Raw genomic sequence first — 17808 nt, forward strand, 5'->3', positions numbered from 1 at the left:
TCTGAAGCAACGCTTCTTCACCCGGGCGCAACGCCGGGCGATTATCGCCCGCGACGGCGGTTGCGTCGTCTTCGGCTGCACGTCACCGCCGGGCTGGGCCGAAATGCACCACGTGGTGCCCTGGTATCGCGGCGGTAAAACCAATATCAACAACGGGGTCGCGCTGTGTTGGTATCACCACTCCACCATCGACACCTCCGGTTGGTTGATCCGCATCCTCGACGGTGCCGTGCAGGTCAAGGCGCCACCCTGGATGGCCCCCAGCGGCGACTGGATACCCGCCCGCAAGCACCGCGCCCACACCACGCTCAGCCGCTGAGCGTCCGTCCGAGACCGCCTCGGTGGTCGAGGAGCGCGCGAGCCTGCGAGCACGCGTCTCGAGACCCCGCGAGCCGAACCCCAGACGCAACCGGCGATCCCGAGATCGACTCGCCGGGTCTCGAGCTGCGGGGCCGCTGCGCGGCATGGTGGTGAACGAATCTCACCATTTCGTTGGTCGAGGAGCGAGCGCCAGCGAGTGTCTCGAGACCTCGCGAGCCGACGTTCGAACTCAAGCCGAGTTCAAGGATCGGCTCGCGAGATCTCGAGACGCGGCCTCCTGCGTCGGCTGCTCCTCGATCAACGAAATGGTGCATATGCCTCATAGACGCGGCCGACTCCGTCGGGCACTCCTCGACCAACGGTGGGTGCGATCCCGAAATCGGGCCGCCCGGTCTCGAGCTTCCGGGCCGCTGCGCGGCGTGGTGGTGGACGAATATCACCATTTCGTTGGTCGAGGAGCGAGCGCCAGCGAGTGTCTCGAGACCTCGCGAGCCGACGTTCAAACGCAACCCAAGTCAAGAGATTGGCTCGCGAGATCTCGAGACGCGGCTCCAGGTCGTCGGGAGCGCGGTGAATGCGGCAGGCCAGGCGTTCGGGTCTTCGAACGAGATTGTGATGAGATGACTGCTGGCCAGACGGCCAACGTCATCCCACCGTTCCTCATGCACCAGCTCACGCAAGAAGCGACTATCGCTCATCACATGCCCCTTCCCCGCACCTCGCTACCGCCGCCGACCGACGTGCCGGATGCGACGGGTCACGAGCAGCGCGACTCCCCCGGCTCCGAGCAGCAGGGCAGCCAGCCCCGTCCACAACCCGGCCTCGACACCCGTCGATGCCAACGATGTGACCGGTGCGCCCGGTGCGCCCGGCGTTGTCGGCGTGACCGGGGGCGCCGTTGGAGGAGTGGTCGGCGTGACCGGCGTGACCGGCGACGTCGACACCGGGGTGTCCGTCGCGCAGGAACCGGCCGTGGCACAGCCGCCGCCGGTCGACGCCGCTGGAATGACGACGTTGGTCAGCGTGTGGTCGCCGGACGCCGCACCGGTGACGGTGACCGAATAGCTCACCGTCGTTGTGGCGCCGGCTGCGATCGGACCAGACCAGGTCAGCACGCCGTCGACGACCGTCGCGCCGTTCGACGCATCCGCGTTGTAGGTGGCGTCGTCGAGCACGTTCGAGAGGTCATCGGTGAAGGATGCCGGAGCGTCAGCCGTGTAGGCGGTCTGCCCGGTATTGCTCACAGTCACCGTGTAGCTGACGACCTGACCCGGTTTCGCCGACGCGACATCCGCAGCCTTCGACACCGTGAACGATGAAGCCTTCGCGACCGTGGAACACTCTGGGTTGGTCGACCCGATTGCACAGTTGCTCGTCACTGACGGCGGTGTCTGCACCGAGTTGAACAGCTGGTGGTCGCCGGTCGAGTCACCAGTGACACTCACCGAATAGGTGATCGTCTCTGTCGCACCGGAGGCCAGTGCGCCCGACCAGGACAGCAGGCCACCGGTCACCGACGCACCGTTCGACGCATCGTCGTTGTAGCTGGCGTCGTCGAGCACTCGCGAGAGGTTGTCAGTGAACGCGGCCGGGTTCGCGGCGGTGAAGTCGCCCTCGCCGGTGTTCTCGACCGTGACCGTGTACGTCACGGTGTTACCGGGCAGAACCGTTTCACTCGACTGGGTCTTGACGAGCTTCAACATCGGTCCGGGAACCTGCGTCGTGCAGGCGGAGTTCGTCGAACCGGTCGGGCAACCGCCGCCCATGTTCGGCGGGGTGACCACTGAGTTCACCAGTTTGCCGTCGCCCGTGTTCGGGCTGTTGACCGTCAGCGAGTAGCCGACCGTGATCGTCTCCCCGACAGCGAGGGCACCTGACCAGGCCAGCGTCGGAGCAGCATAGGTCGCCCCGCCGTCGGCGTCGTTGTTGTAGCTGGCGTCGTCGAGCACGTCCGACATGTCATCGGTGAAGCTCGCGGGCGCGGCGGCCGTGTAGTCAACGGCTCCCGTGTTCGTGACCGTCACCGTGTAGGCGACCGTTTCACCGGGGGTGACCGTTGTCGCATCCGTCGTCTTCGAAACCTGGAACGACGCGACCGGTGTCACCGTCGAGCAGAGCGGATCGGTCGAACCGGCGAGGCAGCTGCCTCCCGAGTTCGGCGGCGTCACCACGGCGTTGTGCAGCACGCTGTCACCCGTTCCCGGAGCACCGACGGTCACCGAGTAGGTGATCGTCTCGGACGCCCCGACGGCCAGCGGGCCAGACCAGGAGAGCACCGATCCGGTCACCGTGGCGCCATTCGTGGCGTCCCCGTTGTAGTTGGCGTCGTCAAGCACAGCGGCCAGGTTGTCGGTGAAGGATGCCGGGCCACCCGCCGGGTAGTCGACGGTTCCGGTGTTCGTCACCGTCACCGCGTAGGTGATCGTGGAGCTCGGAAAGGCCGACGTCGCCGAGGCGGTCTTGGCGACATCGAACGACTGCACCTGCGTGGTGGCCGTGCAGTCAGCGGCAGTCGCGCAGCCGCCGCCCGTGGTCGCATCCGGGAGTACCGCGTTGGTCAGCGTGCCATCGCCTGAGTTCGGCGCGTTCACGGTCACCGAGTAGGTGATCGTGACGGTCGCACCGACCGCCAGCGCACCCGACCACGACAGCACGTTCGTCGTCGTCGTGTCCACCGTGACACCCGCAGACGCATCACCGTTGTAGGTGGCGTCGTCGAGCACGGCAGACAGGTCATCCGTGAACGAGGCAGGGGCGGCGACCGTGTAGTCAGCCGTGCCGGTGTTCGCTACCGTCACCGTGTACGTCACGGTGCTCCCCGGGTGAATCGACGACGCCGAGGCCGTCTTGGCAGTGGTGAAGGAGCGCACGTTCGTCGTCACAGTGCACTCGGCGAGAGGATCACAGAGACCACCGATCGAGGCATCAGGCACGACCTCGTTCGTCAACACCTTGTTTCCGAGGTCGGGCGTGTTCACCGTCACCGAATACGTGACATCAACGGATGCGCCGACCGCGAGTTCGCCCGACCAGGTCAAGACCTTCGTCGTCGAGTTGACCGCCGCACCGGGCGAGGCATCACTGTTATAGGTGGCGTCATCGAGAACGGCAGAGAGATCGTCAAAGAACGAGGCCGGAGCAGCCACCGTGTACGCGGTCTGCCCGGTGTTGGTCACCGTCACCGTGTAGCTCACCGTCTCGCCGGGGGCGGCGACGCCGGCCGAAACCGCCTTCTCCGCGGTGAACGCCGACACCGTAGTGGTGGTCTCACAGACGCCCGCCGGGTCGCAGCCGCCGCCGCGGTTCGTCGGAACCACCGCGTTGGTCAGCAGCCCGTCACCGGTCGCCGCCCCGGTGACCGTCACCGAATAGGTCACGTCAACGGATGCGCCGACCGCCAGCGCACCGGCCCAGGTGAGGGTGTTGCCGCTGACAACTGCGCCATTCGTGGCACTGTTCGCGACGTAGCTGGCGTCATCGAGCACGGCCGACAGGTCGTCGGAGAACGAGGCGGGGGTATCCGTCGTGTAGTCGACAGCCCCGGTGTTCGTCACCGTGACCGTGTACTCCACGGTGTCGCCGGCGATCGCGGAGGGATCGGACACGGCCTTGGCGACCGTGTACGACTGGCCGGGAACGTGCGCCTCACAGTTGAGGTTGTTGCTGGCCACCCCACAGTCGCCGCCGGAGCCCGGCGGCGTCACCACGGTGTTCGCCAACTGCGAGTCTCCGGTGATCGGGTCGTTGACCGTCACCGAATAGGTGATCGTCACGGTCTCACCGATCAGAAGCGCGCCAGACCACGTCAACACCGGGTCGGTGAAGCCAGCGCCATTGTCGGCGTCGTTGTTGTAGGTGGCGTCGTCGAGAACCGCCGACAGGTCGTCGGTGAACGAGGCGGGATTGCCCGCCGTGTAGTCGACCTGCCCGGTGTTCGTCACGTCGATGGTGTACTCGACGGTATCGCCGGGGGTGACGGTCGTGGCCGTCGTCGACTTCAGCACGCTGAACGACTGCACCGGCGTCGCGGTCGTGCATTCGGCGGCAACCAGGCAGGTTCCACCGGCCGACGCGTCAGGCGTCACCGAATTCGAGAGCACGTGGCTCCCTGCCGTCGCGCCGTTCGCCGTCACCGAATAGGTGATGGTCTGCGTCGCACCGATGGCGAGGGCTCCCGACCAGGACAGCGTGGACGCGGTCACGGTGGCACCGTTTGTCGCGCTTCCGGCGTTATAGGTGGCGTCATCGAGCACACCGGTCAGATCATCGGTGAAGGATGCAGGAGCACCGACTGAGTAGGCGACCATTCCGGTGTTCGTCACGGTTACCGCGTAGGTGATGGTGCCGCCCGGCAGAACCGAGGTCGCCGAGGCGCTCTTCGCCACCGCGAACGACTGCACGGCCGTGGTGGTCGTGCAGTCGGCTGCGGTTGCACACCCACCGCCCACCGTGGCATCCGGGACCACCGTGTTGACCAGCACGCTGTCAGCCAGCACAGTGTTGCCCGAGTTCGGAGAATTCACCGTCACCGAGTAGGTGATCGTTTCGGTCGCACCGACCGCCAACGCTCCCGACCAAGAGAGGATGCCGGTGGCCGGGTCGACGGTCGCGCCGCCCGACGCGTCGTCATTAAAGGTCGCATCGTCGAGCACAGCCGACAGGTCGTCGGTGAACGCTGCTGGTTCGGTCGCCGTATAGTCCGCGGTGCCCGTGTTCGTCACGGTCACGTCATAGCTCACCGTCGAGCCGGGATGCACAGTGGCCGCCGAGGCCGCCTTGGCCACGGTGAAGGACCGCACAGTCGTCGTGACCGTGCAGGCCGAGGCCGGGTCGCACGCGCCGCCGGTCGCCGCGTCGGGAACGACCGTGTTGGTCAGCGCCTGGTCGCCGGCGGCCGGCGTCTTCAGCGTCACCGCATAGCTCACATCGACGGATGCGCCCACTGCGAGGGCACCAGACCAGTTGAGCGTGCTGCCGGTCAGGGTGGCGCCGTTCGTGGCACTGCCCACAACATACGTCGCGTCGTCCAGCACTTCGGAGAGGTCGTCGCTGAATGCCGCGGGGCTCCCGGCCGTGTAGGCCGCGGTGCCCGTGTTCGTCACGGTCACCGTGTAGGTCACCGTGCCGCCCAGAATCACGGACGCTCCGGACGCAGCCTTCGACACAGTGAAGGATGCGACGGGGGTGGTCGTCGCACACAGCCCGGGCAGGCAGGTTCCGCCGCGGGTCGTGGCCGCCACCGAGTTTTTCAACAGCTGGTCGCCGGCGACCGGGTTGTTCACTCTCACCGAGTAGCTGATGGTCTTCGTTTCGTCGACCGCGAGAGCACCGGACCAGTTGAGCGTGTTGCCCGTGACCGTGGCGCCGTTCGTGGCGCTGCCGGCGAGATAGCTGGCGTCATCGAGCACGCCGCTCAGGTCATCGCTGAACGAGGCGGGGGCATCCGTCGTGTAGTCCACGGCACCCGTGTTGGTGACCGTGACGGTGTACTCCACGGTGCCGCCGGCGACGACAGAGGTCTTCGAGGCCAGTTTCGACAGCGTGTACGACTGTCCGGGCACATGCACGACACAGTTCAGGTTGGCGCTGCCGGTCGGGCAGTCACCGCCGGATCCCGGTGGGGTGACGACGGTGTTCGCCAGTTTCGAGTTGCCGGTAGCTGGGTCATTGACTGTCACCGAATAGGTGATCGTGACCGATGCGCCCGCGGCGAGCGGGCCGGACCAACTCAGGATCCCCGAGGAGTAGCTGACGTCATGCCCGGCATCGTCGTCGGCGTCGCCGTTGTAGGTGGCGTCATCGAGTACGGCCGACAGATCGTCGCTGAACGAGGCCGGGTCGGCGGTCGTGTAGTCGACCTGGCCGGTGTTCGTGACGGTAATCGTGAACGGAATGACCTCGCCCGCAACGACGGCAGTGGCCGTTGTCGACTTCACCACGGCGAAGGAATTCACCGACGTGGTCGTGGCGCAGACGCCGGCGGGGTCGCACTGGCCGTTCGCGCCGGGAACGACGACGTTGCTGAGCACGCCATCGCCGCTGCGCGGATCGGTCACGGTCACCGTATAGGTGATCGTTTTCGTCTCGCCGACGGCGAGCGCACCCGACCAACTGAGTGTGTTCCCCGCCACTACTGCGCCGGGCGTGACGCTGCCGGCCACCACGGTGGCGTCATCGAGAACGCCACTGAGGTCATCCGTGAAGGTGGCCGGCTGAGACGTCGTGAACGCGACATTTCCGGTGTTCGTGACCGTCACCGTGTAGTCGACAGTGTCACCCGGGTGCGCGGAGGGCACGGATGCGTGCTTCGCGACAGTGTAGGAGGAGACAGCGACCGGGTAGTCCTCCACCTCGCCGCCGACCGCCGAGCCTTGCGGTGAAGGTGTCGCGACAGCGCCGTCGAAGAGCCGGAATCGGGCAAAGGTCGCCTGCACGGCCCCCTGGGCGGGCCAGGTCAGCGCGTAATTCGCGGTGCCGGAGTTCGCCGGCACGGCGAGCGTCTGCCGTTCACCGGGCTCGAACGTGCCGTTGCCATTGAGATCGATCCACCCGGCCAGCGTGGCCTCCGTGCCGGTGGTGTTCGTCGCCGTCACCGTCGCGAGCGTGGCCCGGCCGGGCCCAACGGTGAGGGCCGCGGCGAGGCCGTCTTCGTCGTTGACGGTCCCGTTCGTGTCGTCACCGTTGGCGCTGGCGGTCGGACGGCCGTTGGATTCCTCATCCCACTCGCTGCCGAGGGTGAGCCCCGACTTGAGGGAATGCACTGCCCCGCTGTTTTCCAGCAGGGTTCCGTAGGAGTCGGGGGCATCCCCGAAGTCCAGTGACAGACAACCCGTGACCATCTGAGGCAGACCGAATTGGCTCACGGATCCGGCGGGAAGCGGATAGCCGTGTCCGGCATAGCCGACCGCCGTCGTCGTCAGTGCCGGAGTCGCCCCCGACGGCGCATCGGGAGTCTTGATGACGGTCAGCGCTGCGACTCCGCGGGAGGCGATGTACATGCGTCCGTCTGGACCACGTTTGACCTGTCCACCCGACGTACCGATCCGACCGATCAGGGTTTCGCTGGCCTTGATGCTCGCCGCCGTCGCCGCGCCGGAGATCGTGTAACGGAACAGCCCACCGGTGTCGAAAATGCGGCTGAAATAGACGTAGTCGCCGCTGGGACTGAAGTCGGCCGAATAGCCGCGCCGCCCCTGACTGACGGCGCCGGCCCACTCTGCGGTCTGCGCGATGGCGCCGGTGGACGCATTGAACTCAAGGAGGCGCAGTTTCGCAACGCCTGTTGCCGTCGACACCGCTGGTGCCTGGTTGGTCGACGCCAACAGCTTCGTTCGGTCGGGGCTGAGGCTGAGTGTGCCATAGCCATTCATGTTGTTGCTCGGCAGCACACTTGTGACGACGGTTCCGGTGTAGCCGTTGCCATCAAACTTGTAGGCCAGAACGTTTGGCGAGTTATTCGTATAGGTCAGCACCCAGAATCCCGTGCCGTCGGCGTTGGGTATTGCTGTCAGCGCCTCGGAAGCCGTGTTCACTGCGCCGAGGGGCAGATTCTTCTGCGTGGCGACAACGGCCCCGTCCCCACCATCCAGTGCCATGTCCACCACCGAGTAGGTCAGGTTTCCGTTCGGGCCGGGCGGCCCGACATCGGTGCTGGTGGTGGCCACGACGTACTTGCCGGGCTGGAACATCAGGGGAAAGGCCGCAACGGTCTGCGTGGCCGAGGGATTCCCGAGCAACCCGGTGCCGTTGCTCATCGCGACGTCGTGACGGTTGAAGATGGACTCCCCATTTGCCCAGAACAGCAGCGAGCCGCTGGCGTCGGTGATGACCGTGGACCCTTCTGAGGTGTCCCCGGTCGCGACGAATGGCGTCGCCGTCGTGCCTGACACTCCGAAGTCGATACCCGCCGCAGTGCCGAAGCGCCAGAACCGCTCGGTCGCGCGCTGCTGGTCTGGCGTGCAGAGGGCGGCGGGCAGCGTCGCGCTCGCGTCGAGCACCTGGGCGGATGCCTCGGCCGGTAGGTCCGCTGCGGCCACCGATATTTCGGGGGTCGCCGCGGAGGCTGCGGATGCCGCGCCGGCCAGGCCGAACGAGGTGAAGGATGCGGCCAGCAGCGCGGCGATCGCGGTGACCGAGAGAACACGCATTCCGCTCTTCCGGTTCGGTCGCGTCGCCCTGCTCATGCGTGCACCCATACTGTAAAACCCCATCCGTCTACATCACACCGCGCCGTCTGCAGAGACGACCGCCCATGCACACGTGCATCGGCGGTCATCGTTCACACACAAACAGGGGGCGCATCTCAGGATGGCCCCAGTCAATCAAGCCTGAGTAGCCGGAGGTCTGCCAGCCGAGGGGGGCATTTTTCGCGAATATGGTTCTCGGTTTGGTACCGGCCTGGTCCTGGCAGACGGTGGCAGGCGCGAAGCGGGTGGTGCTATGAGGAGCCCGTCGCTCCGAGCAGCCCGAGCTGGTGTGCGCTGGACAGCGCCGCCATGCGGTCGTGCACGCCCAGCTTTGAATAGATGCTGGCCGCCTGCTTCTTGACCGTGTTCATCGAGACGGTCAACGCGGCGGCGATGGCCGCAAAAGAGTCGGTCTTGACGAGTTCGGCAAGCACCGCTTCCTCCCGCTTGGTGAGCACGATCAGCTGGGCCCGACGCGGATAAACCGGGCGCATCTGCGCGATGCGGACCTGGGCATCCGCCGTCAGCTCGATGTTCGATAGCTGCAGCAGTGCTTCGCGGTCCTCCGCCGGGATCAGTGCGTACGGCGCCAGGGTGCGCGCGTGCGTGGCGAGCGCGTGAGCACGGGTGAATGATTTCGCCGCAGCCGGATGCTCCCCCACGGCCAGCTGAGCCACCGCCGCGATCATCAGCAGGTCGATCTGATCGCGCAGTGTTGTCGCCGCATTCCAGATGCCGGCCGACGCGATCTTCTGCGCCCGCTCGTAGTTGCCCGCGATGAGCTGCAGCCGTGCACGCTGAACACCGAGCTGTTGAGCCGCACGTGACTGGTCGCCTCGTTCGGCATCGGTCAGTCGCTGACTCGCCTGGTTGAGCTCGCCCATCGCCAGCAGGAGATCAATCTGCGCTTTCTCGACAGCGCGATGCGCGTGTCCCCCACCGGCAAGAACCCGGGCATGCACGACAGTCAAGTGGCCCAGTCGAGCCAGCATTGCAATCGGCTCAGCGAAGAGCAGCGCGTGCCGGGCGTCCGCCTCTGCGATGAACGCCCACATCTCGAGCTCTTGGGCAGCATCGCCGGCAGCCAGAAGCTGGGCGGTCGCGGCCTCAGAGTCGAGTTCATCCAACGCGCGGTACGCCTGGGCGACTCGTGCGGGAACACCGATCAGGTAGTCAGTCACCGTTCCGTGCGTCTCGAAACCGTGATGCCGTCTGAGCCAACGCAGGGCGCCGGCTTCCTCGCCACCCAGCGCATGGATCAGGGCCAGCTGCGCGGCAGCATTGGAGGCGACGAGATCGTTGCCCTCCTCCCGCGCCACTTCGAAGGCATCGAACGAAAGTTGCGTGCACAGCTCGATGTCTCCCGCCAGCAACGCGGTCATCGCCCATTGAAAACGGAACCACGCCACCTGCTCTGAAGAGCCTCCGGCATCCGTTCCGCCGCGTCGCCGCGCAATTTCGAAATCAATTCCACGTGCCAGATCCATGGCTGAGTCGAGAAGACCCGCTGAGCGCCGAGAAATCACCTCGGCAACGGCAACCGCGCTGAGTTCAGCCATCGAATCGAACGCGCTCAGATCGGCGAGTTTTCCTTCGGCGGCGCTCAGGTAGCTGCGCAGGAGCGGTCGACCGTTGTCGTGCTCTGGATCGCTCGCGAACGTATCGGCCATCGTGGCGGCAACGTTGAGACTGGGGTATCTCAGAAGCACCGCGTCGGGCAATGACGAGAAAGCCGCGATCAAGGCGTTGGAATCGATCAACATCAGTTTGAACGCCTGCTCATAGACGACCTGGTTCAAAAACGCCCAGTCTTCCCCCGCCCGAGCGTGTGTCAGCGCTGCCCCGAGATCAACAGGATCCGTCGCGGCGTAGAACGTGGAAAGAAGACGGTGTGTTTCTGCCGCGGCAAGCGGACTACGAATTCCGAACTCATCGAGCAACACCGTGCGAATAACGGTGGGAATGCGCCACGTCGCGCCCGCACCAACGTCCGCACCAACCCGCTTGAGTAGCCCCAGCGCGTCGAACAGGTCAATCACGTCGTCGGGAGAACTCCACTCAGCGGGCGCCGACTCGGTTTCTGACTGACCTGCGGACGTGCCGAGCAGCATCGTGACGAGCGCTTCCGTGATCATTCGCGGGACCGCGAGCCGGAATGCGATGTCCGTCTCGGCTTCATTCACAACCTGCGGCATCACTAAGGTGCGCAAATAGCGTTCTGCCGACCCGAGAGAAAAGTGCTCGGATTCCGCCGAGGTGTCATCCAGAATCAGCCGCGTCAGCTGCAGCCACCCTCCGGTGAGATCGTGCAGTTCGCCGAGCTGCCGCGCGCTGAGAACGTGGCCCCGGGATGTCGCAAACTGCGACAATTCGTCGGCCGTCAGAGCGAGGTCGCGACCCGTTAGAACGTGCAGATCAACTCGTTGCTGTTCGGCCGCCGCTCGGATGGGGTGCGTAAAGCGGCTGCACACCACGAGGTGGAGTCCTGGCAGGCGGGTGAGCAGTGTCAAGAGTTGGTCGATGGCCGCGGGGTCATCGATACAGTCGGCGTTGTCGATCACGACGATGAGTCCCGCGTCGTCGTCATCCGTCGCTCGATTCAGCGCGCGGTAGACGTGAGCAAGCAGAACGCCAGGAGAGTTCATCTCCGCGCGCGCGTCGATCCATTCGACGATGGTTCCGGTATTCCAGAGCCCTTTCGCCCATGATCCGACGAGGTGAGTCTTGCCTGCGCCTGGCAAGGCCTGCACGAGAGTCAGCGCGGTCAAACGATCAAGCCGACTCGTCAACGCGGGCCGCGCCACGAGGTGCGCGGCAAGCCGCGGAAATGGTTGACGAGGGGCAAAAGTCGCGTCCCGACTGGAGTTCCAGTCGACGTCACTATCCAGCGTCACGCGTCTTCGACTCCCCGACTCTGTGCCGACGACCGTGCGGCAGACCTCAGCCAGAGTATCGCTTCCGCGCTGCGCGAGCTTTGCGCTGAGCCTGACTAGTCGCGGGAGGAGCGGCGACCACGCGCGTTCTCTGGCGAGCGCCCACGCTTCGACCGAATGATCAGAAGCAAGATCATCACCACGAGGGCGAGAAAGACGAGTGCAGCGGCGCCGATCATCACCGCGGCGCCGACGGACATCGTGTCGGGGGCGTCGGCCTCTTGCGAGGTCGCGACCGCTGCCGGGTCAGTGACGCCCTCAATCGTGTTCGCATCGGCCGAACGGATGACCGGGGCCGCGGCCCGAGCATCGTCACCGTCGCCGAGATAGACGCTCACGAGCGTCGTGACCCGCAGTTCATCGGCGGGGATCTCGCCGACCCGAGCGCCCACGGCGACCGTGGCGACAGCGCCGGGCTCCACCGTGACTACCCACGCCGCATCCGTTGCGGTCGCCGCTGTGACGCTCTCCGTACCGTCGCTCTCCGCGCCATCGGCTGCCGTGATCTCCACGTAGCCGGGCACCGTGACCACGAGCGTCGCAGTGACCGGATCGCTGCCGGTGTTGCTCAGCTCTGCCGTGTAGGTCACGTCACTGCCGGCAGTGACCTCGTCGACGCCATCGGTGATCGTGACCGACAAACCGGTCGGAACCTCGGCGGCCGCGGCGCTCGTGGCCGCGCCGCCGAGCGCGAGCAGACAGATCAGGCCAGCCGCCGCAATGCTCGCCATCGTCGCCGCAACCGTCTTCAACTTCTGCACACCCATGCCTACGTTCTCTTTCCATTCATACTGCCCGACGCGTCTCGGCGCCGAAAAAATAGAGCCTCATAGAGAGAGGCGGAGTGGCCCGAAGACCGCCCCGCCTCTCTCAGACTAGCTGTGGACTCCGACTAGCTGCGGCGGCGAATGCGCCGCGTCACGACGAGCGTCGTGCCCCCGGCTCCGAGCAGCAGGGCCGCCAGTGCCGCCCAGAGACCGGCCTCGGCACCCGTTGATGCCAGCGGTGTCGCCGGGGTGACCGGGGTCACCGGAGTGACCGGCTTCACCGGGGTGACGGGGTCAACCGGGAATTGTGCGGGTCAGCTATGCGGGTCAGCTATGCGGGTCAAAAACTGACGTGCTGCATGACCCAGCTGTGCATGGTGACAGCAGCCGCTGCCGACGCATTGATCGACCGAGTCGACCCGAACTGCGTGATCTCGACCACGGCATCCGCTGCGGCGATCGCCTCGGGCGAGAGACCCGGACCTTCCTGACCGAAGAGCAAAACACAGCGCTCGGGAAAAGCGAACGTCTCGATCTTGACGCAGCCCGGAACGTTGTCGATGGAGATCACCGGCAAGTCCTCGCTCTGCGCCCAGGCCAGAAAGGAGGCCACGTCGGGGTGGTGCATGACGTGCTGGTAGCGGTCGGTGACCATGGCGCCGCGTTTGTTCCAGCGCTTGCGCCCGACGATGTGCACGGTGTCGGCCGCGAAGGCGTTGGCGCTGCGCACGATCGAGCCGATGTTCATGTCGTGCTGCCAGTTCTCGATGGCGACGTGAAACGGATGCCGGTGCTCGTCGAGGTCAGCCACGATGGCGGCCATGGTCCAGTAGCGGTAGCGGTCGATGACGTTGCGGGTGTCACCGCGTTCGAGCAGCTCCCGGTCGTAGTGCGCGTCTTCCGGCCATTCCTCCCGACCGCCCGGCCACGGGCCGACGCCGTAGGTCGACAGCTCGACCGTCGGGTTCTGCTCGGCGTCAAGAGGGGGGTGCACGGCTGGCTCAGTCACCGTTCAACCGTACGCGACCCGCCTGGGTTCAACGATCGGGCAGCGGATCGGTGATCGTGTCTCGACGGCTCAGGTGCGCGTGAGCGAGCCGCCGGAACGCACACGGGACACCGCGTCGATCGTCGCAGCCAGGATCAGCACGCTGCCGGTGACGACGAAGTTGACGCCTGCCGGCAAGTTCAGCAGGCCGAGCCCGTTCGTGATGACCGCGATGACCAGCGCACCGATTGCCGCGTGCAGCAGACGCCCGCGGCCACCAAACAGGCTGACGCCGCCGACAACCGCCGCGGCGACGCCGCTCAGCACGATGTCGCGACCGGCCGCGGCATCCACCGATCCCACTTTGCTGATGCTGAACAGTCCGGAGACCACCGCCAGTGTCGAACAGACGATGAATGCCGTCCAACGGATGAGCACCACCTTGACGCCCGCGCGCCTGGCCGCCTCGGCATTGCCGCCGACCGCGTAGATATAGCGGCCGAACCGGGTGCGGTCGAGTACGAATGTGCCCATCCAGAGGATGGCCAGGGTGAACGGCACGACGATCGGCACACCTGCCACGACCCTGAACCCGGTGCCGCGATTCTGGCTGAGAATGGCGATGACGACGCCGCCGACCACGGCGATGACGGCGAGCTTGATCCAGACCAGGGCGATCGTGCGGTTCGGAACACCGGCGCGGGTACGGCGGGAGCGGTCCCAGAACGAGGTGGCCAGCGAGACGGCGAGGATGACGGCGAGCATTGCCCAGCCCGCCCAGACCGGCATATTGCTGTTCATGATCGCGAGGATCTCCGGCGTCTGCACCCGGTAGAGGCCGCCGCTGCCAATGATGATGAGCTCGAGGCCCTGAAAAGCGAGGAAGAGGCCGAGGGTGACGACGAAGGAGGGAATGCCGACACGGGCGACGAAGAATCCGATGAACGAACCGATCGCCACGCCGGTGAGCAGCGCGATGAGCAGCGCAACCATCCAGTTGAGTCCGTTGACGTTGACGAGCACGATGAAGATGACCATCGTGAGTCCGGAGGTGACGCCGGCGGAGAGGTCGATCTCGCCGAGCAGGATCACGAAGACAAGCGCCATTCCGAGCATCACGAGCGTCGCCGCTTGGGTCAGCAGATTGGCGAAGTTGCGCTCGGTGAAGAAGAACGGGCTCAGAAATCCGAACAGCAGGCTGAGCACCACGAAGCCGCCGATCGCGGGCAGCGCACCCATGTCGCCGTGGCGGACCCGCTGCAGATAGGCCTTGGCTTGATCGACAACCGTGCCCTCCTGACCACTGCCGATGAGTTCGGCAGTGCTCTTCGTCGCCAGGGCGGCGGTCGGTGTGGTGTCGGGGCCGCTGTTGCTCATGATTGTGCCCCCGTGTAGGTCTTACTACCTGTGATGTAGCCAACGATGTCGTCACGGTTGGTGTCTGCCGCTTTGACGGATGCCACCATCTGTCCGAGGTAGAGCACGCTGATGAAATCGGCCACCTCGAACACATCGGCGAGGTTGTGACTGATGAGGATGACCGCCACATCCTGCTCGGCGAGCCGGGCGACGAGCTCGAGCACCTGCTCGGTCTGGGCGACGCCGAGAGCGGCGGTCGGCTCGTCGAGGATCACGACCTTGGCCTTCTTCAGAACGGATCGCGCGATGGCGACCGTTTGACGCTGGCCGCCGGAGAGCGAGGAAACCTTCTGCCGCACCGACCGTACTGTTCTCACTGAAAGCTGGCGGAGCGTCTCCGCGGCCTCGCGCTCCATCCTGCCCTCGTCAAAGGTGCCCGCACTGAGTTCCTCTCGACCGAGGAACATGTTCTGCACGATGTCGAGGTTGTCGCAGAGGGCGAGGTCTTGGTAGACCACTTCGATGCCGAGCCTGGCGGCCTCGCGCGGTGAATGCAGATGCACGATCTCCCCGTTGAAGCGGACGTTACCCGAGTCGTACGGTTGCACGCCGGCGAGACCCTTGATGAGTGTCGACTTGCCGGCGCCGTTGTCGCCGACAAGCGCGGTGACTTTGCCCGGGTAGGCCTTGAGATTCACCCCCTTGAGCACGCTCACCGGGCCGAAACTCTTGACGACATCCGTCAGTTCGATGATCGGTGCAACTTCGGTGATCGGCGCATCCATGAGCCGTTCCTTCCTGACAGGGAGGTTACTGAGGTGCTGAGGGGCTGAGGTGCTGAGGTGCTCGTGAGGGTTGTTCTGAGGGATGCCGGAAGGGCCTCGCTCATTGAGCGAAGCCCCTCCGCGGGGTGGCTGCTGCTATTTCACGCCGTACTCTGCACAGGCGGCCTGCACCTCGGCGGTGCAGATGTCGGAGGCTGTCGCGTCACCGTTCGTGACGACTGTCTCGACCTGTTCCGGCCCGACGAGCACCGGGGTCACCGCGATGTACGGTGTGCCGTCGGCGAGCTTCTTGTCCACGGTCGGCTTGTCACCCTTCAGCAGGCTGATGGCCAGTTTCGATGCGGCGTCCGCTTCGAGAGCGACCTGCTTGTAGACCGTCGCCGTCTGCTTGCCAAGCAGCACGTTCTGCAGACCGGCGACGCTGGCGTCCTGGCCAGAGACCGGAACCTTCAGGCCGTTCTTGTCGAGGATCGTGATGACGCCAGCGGCGTTGGTGTCGTTGGCGACCCAGACTGCGTCGACCTTGCCGCCGAGTGCGGTCAGTGCCTGTTCGAAGTTCGTCGCGGACTTGTCACCGTCCCAGACTCCTGCGGGTTCCTGGGCCGGCTTGATGCCAGCGGCCGCCATTACCTTGTCGGCGCCGTCGTGGAACATCTTCGCGTTGCCGTCGGCCGGGTCTCCGCCCATGTATACGACGGTCGCGGTGGCCGGATCTTTACCCGCCGCCTTGAGCCCGTCGAGGATCGACTGGCCCTCGAGTTCGCCGACCTTCTCGTTGTCGAAGGAGACGTAGTAGTTGGCGCCGGCGATCGGACGATCGTAGGCGATGACCGGGATGCCCTCACCTTGGGCTTTGGTCGCGACCGCGACCGCTGCACCGTTGTAGTCGACGAGCACCATCACGCCGCAACCCTTGCTGAGCTGTTGGTCGGCGATCGTCGCGTACTTGCTCGTGTCGCCTTGGGCGTTCTGGATGTCGGCTGTGAAGCCGGCGTCGGTGAATGCCTTGTCGAGTGCCGGGCGGTCGAGGCTTTCCCATCGCGGCGACGTCGCTGCATCTGGCAGGATGACGCAGGCGCGCGCTGCGGCTGTTGTGGCCGTGGTCTCACCGCCTCCGCCGGAATTCGAACAACCGGCAAGCATGAGCAGTGAAGCGCCGGCGAATGCGGCAACTGGGATCAATAGGGACTTCTTCAAGCCTCTGCCCTCCTCGGGATGCTGTGTTGATTCCCTCACGGGGCCACCTTCCACGTTGAACGGTGGCAACTGGATACTGCTCCGTTTCGTTGGCCATGGCAACAAACATTGAGATATTCTCAGATGCCAATTTGGTAACGGTCGCGGTCGAAGAAGTTACTTGATGCCCGCCGCCGTGCAGGCCGTCACATAGTCCGGAGTGCAGATTTCGGCGGCGGTGTAGAAGCCGTCAGCCACGACGGTTGACTGAATATTGTCGACAAAGACGGCAACCGGCGTCAGCAGGAACGACTCAATGTCAGCACCGCCGGTGGGTGCCTTCACCGTGCTGCTGCCCTTCACCGTCTTGCCGTTGACAAGGTCGACGGCCAACGATGCGGCCTTTTCGGCTTCCAACCTCAGCGCCTTGTACACGGTCATGTACTGATCCCCCACAAGGATCCGTTGAATTGCCGCCAAGTCGGCATCCTGTCCGGTCGTCGGCGGGATCGGGGTGACACCGGCGGCCTTCAGCGCTGCGATTGCACCACCGGCAATGCTGTCGTTGGCGGCGTAGACGCCCTTGATCTGGTCACCGAACTGGGCGATCTGGCCGGCCACCCAGGTTTGAGCCTGGGCCGGGTCCCATCCGGGCGTGTCGAACTCGGCGAGGATCTTGTAGCCACTCGGGTCGATGATCTTGTGCGCGCCGGCCTTGAACAATGCGGCGTTGTTGTCGGTGGGCGAACCGTTGACCATCAGGATGCCGCCGTCACCGGGAGCAACTCCATCCGCCTTCAGCTTGTCAACCAACGCTGTGCCCTGCATTTCGCCGACCTTTTCGTTGTCGAACGAAACGTAGAACGCGAGGTCGGGGCTGTCGATCAGGCGGTCGTAGGAGATGACCGGCACGTTCTTCGCCTTCGCCTCGCTGACGATGGCCGCTGCCGCGACACCGTCGACCGGGTCGAGCACGAGAACCTTGGCGCCCTCGGTGAGCATCGATTCAGCCTGCTGCTGCTGCTTCGCTGCGTCGCCTTCTGCGTTGGCATAGAGCACCGTGCAGTCGGGGCAGAGCGACGCAACTTTCGCCTCGAAGTAGGGCTTGTCGGCAGTTTCGTATCGGGCGGTCACCGTGTTGGGCAGCAGGAGGCCGATCGAGGCATTCGAGGTTGAACTCGTGCCGTCCTGCGTTTTTGAACCAGTGGAACAGGCCGTGAGCGTGCCCACAGCGAGCAGAAGGGCGGTCGTGAATATGATGGCCCTCCGGGCGGAAATCCTCATCGGAAGCCT

11 protein-coding genes are annotated in these 17808 nt (G+C 65.3%); 1 reads left to right on the forward strand and 10 read right to left on the reverse strand.

Going from position 1 to position 17808, the window contains the following annotated elements; genetic code table 11:
* Positions 1-319 (forward strand): HNH endonuclease signature motif containing protein (locus ABD791_RS09370; RefSeq protein ID WP_345065328.1); only part of this gene is annotated, 319 nt, incomplete at its 5' end.
* A 517-nt stretch (positions 320-836) separates the two neighbouring features.
* On the opposite strand, the gene ABD791_RS09375 is transcribed toward ABD791_RS09370, so the two are convergent.
* The 10 genes from ABD791_RS09375 to ABD791_RS09420 form a co-directional block, all read right to left on the reverse strand.
* The gene (locus ABD791_RS09375) at positions 837-1019 is read right to left on the reverse strand and encodes a hypothetical protein (RefSeq protein WP_345065330.1); all 183 of its coding nucleotides are present in this window, start codon (positions 1017-1019) and stop codon (positions 837-839) included.
* A 24-nt stretch (positions 1020-1043) separates the two neighbouring features.
* A complete protein-coding gene (locus tag ABD791_RS09380) occupies positions 1044-8468 on the reverse strand; it encodes a DUF7927 domain-containing protein (protein WP_345065334.1) in 7425 nt (2474 codons plus the stop codon).
* 290 nt (positions 8469-8758) lie between these two features.
* The gene (locus ABD791_RS09385) at positions 8759-11275 is read right to left on the reverse strand and encodes a LuxR C-terminal-related transcriptional regulator (RefSeq protein WP_345065336.1); all 2517 of its coding nucleotides are present in this window, start codon (positions 11273-11275) and stop codon (positions 8759-8761) included.
* 221 nt (positions 11276-11496) lie between these two features.
* On the reverse strand, positions 11497-12207 hold the full coding sequence (locus ABD791_RS09390) for a hypothetical protein (RefSeq protein ID WP_345065339.1): 711 nt from the start codon (positions 12205-12207) through the stop codon (positions 11497-11499).
* A 125-nt stretch (positions 12208-12332) separates the two neighbouring features.
* Positions 12333-12488 (reverse strand): LPXTG cell wall anchor domain-containing protein, encoded by a 156-nt coding sequence (locus ABD791_RS09395; protein WP_345065342.1) that lies wholly within the window; start codon positions 12486-12488, stop codon positions 12333-12335.
* Between the two features lie 59 nt (positions 12489-12547).
* Complete coding sequence (locus tag ABD791_RS09400; RefSeq protein ID WP_425562244.1) at positions 12548-13216, reverse strand: TrmH family RNA methyltransferase; 669 nt, start codon at positions 13214-13216, stop codon at positions 12548-12550.
* A gap of 69 nt (positions 13217-13285) precedes the next feature.
* A complete protein-coding gene (locus ABD791_RS09405) occupies positions 13286-14572 on the reverse strand; it encodes a sugar ABC transporter permease (protein ID WP_345065345.1) in 1287 nt (428 codons plus the stop codon).
* Positions 14569-15339, reverse strand: a complete 771-nt coding sequence (locus tag ABD791_RS09410; RefSeq protein ID WP_345065348.1) for an ATP-binding cassette domain-containing protein — start codon at positions 15337-15339, stop codon at positions 14569-14571. Before ABD791_RS09410 ends, ABD791_RS09405 begins: the two co-directional genes overlap by 4 nt.
* Before the next feature lie 135 nt (positions 15340-15474).
* Positions 15475-16536 carry a sugar ABC transporter substrate-binding protein gene (locus ABD791_RS09415; RefSeq protein ID WP_345065350.1) on the reverse strand — a complete coding sequence of 354 codons (1062 nt, stop codon included), beginning with the start codon at positions 16534-16536 and terminating at the stop codon, positions 15475-15477.
* A 156-nt stretch (positions 16537-16692) separates the two neighbouring features.
* Positions 16693-17799 (reverse strand): sugar ABC transporter substrate-binding protein, encoded by a 1107-nt coding sequence (locus tag ABD791_RS09420; protein ID WP_345065353.1) that lies wholly within the window; start codon positions 17797-17799, stop codon positions 16693-16695.
* Positions 17800-17808 lie beyond the last annotated feature (9 nt).

Origin of the sequence: Glaciibacter kafniensis, from assembly GCF_039538945.1 — a bacterium.
Classification (GTDB): domain Bacteria; phylum Actinomycetota; class Actinomycetes; order Actinomycetales; family Microbacteriaceae; genus Cryobacterium; species Cryobacterium kafniensis.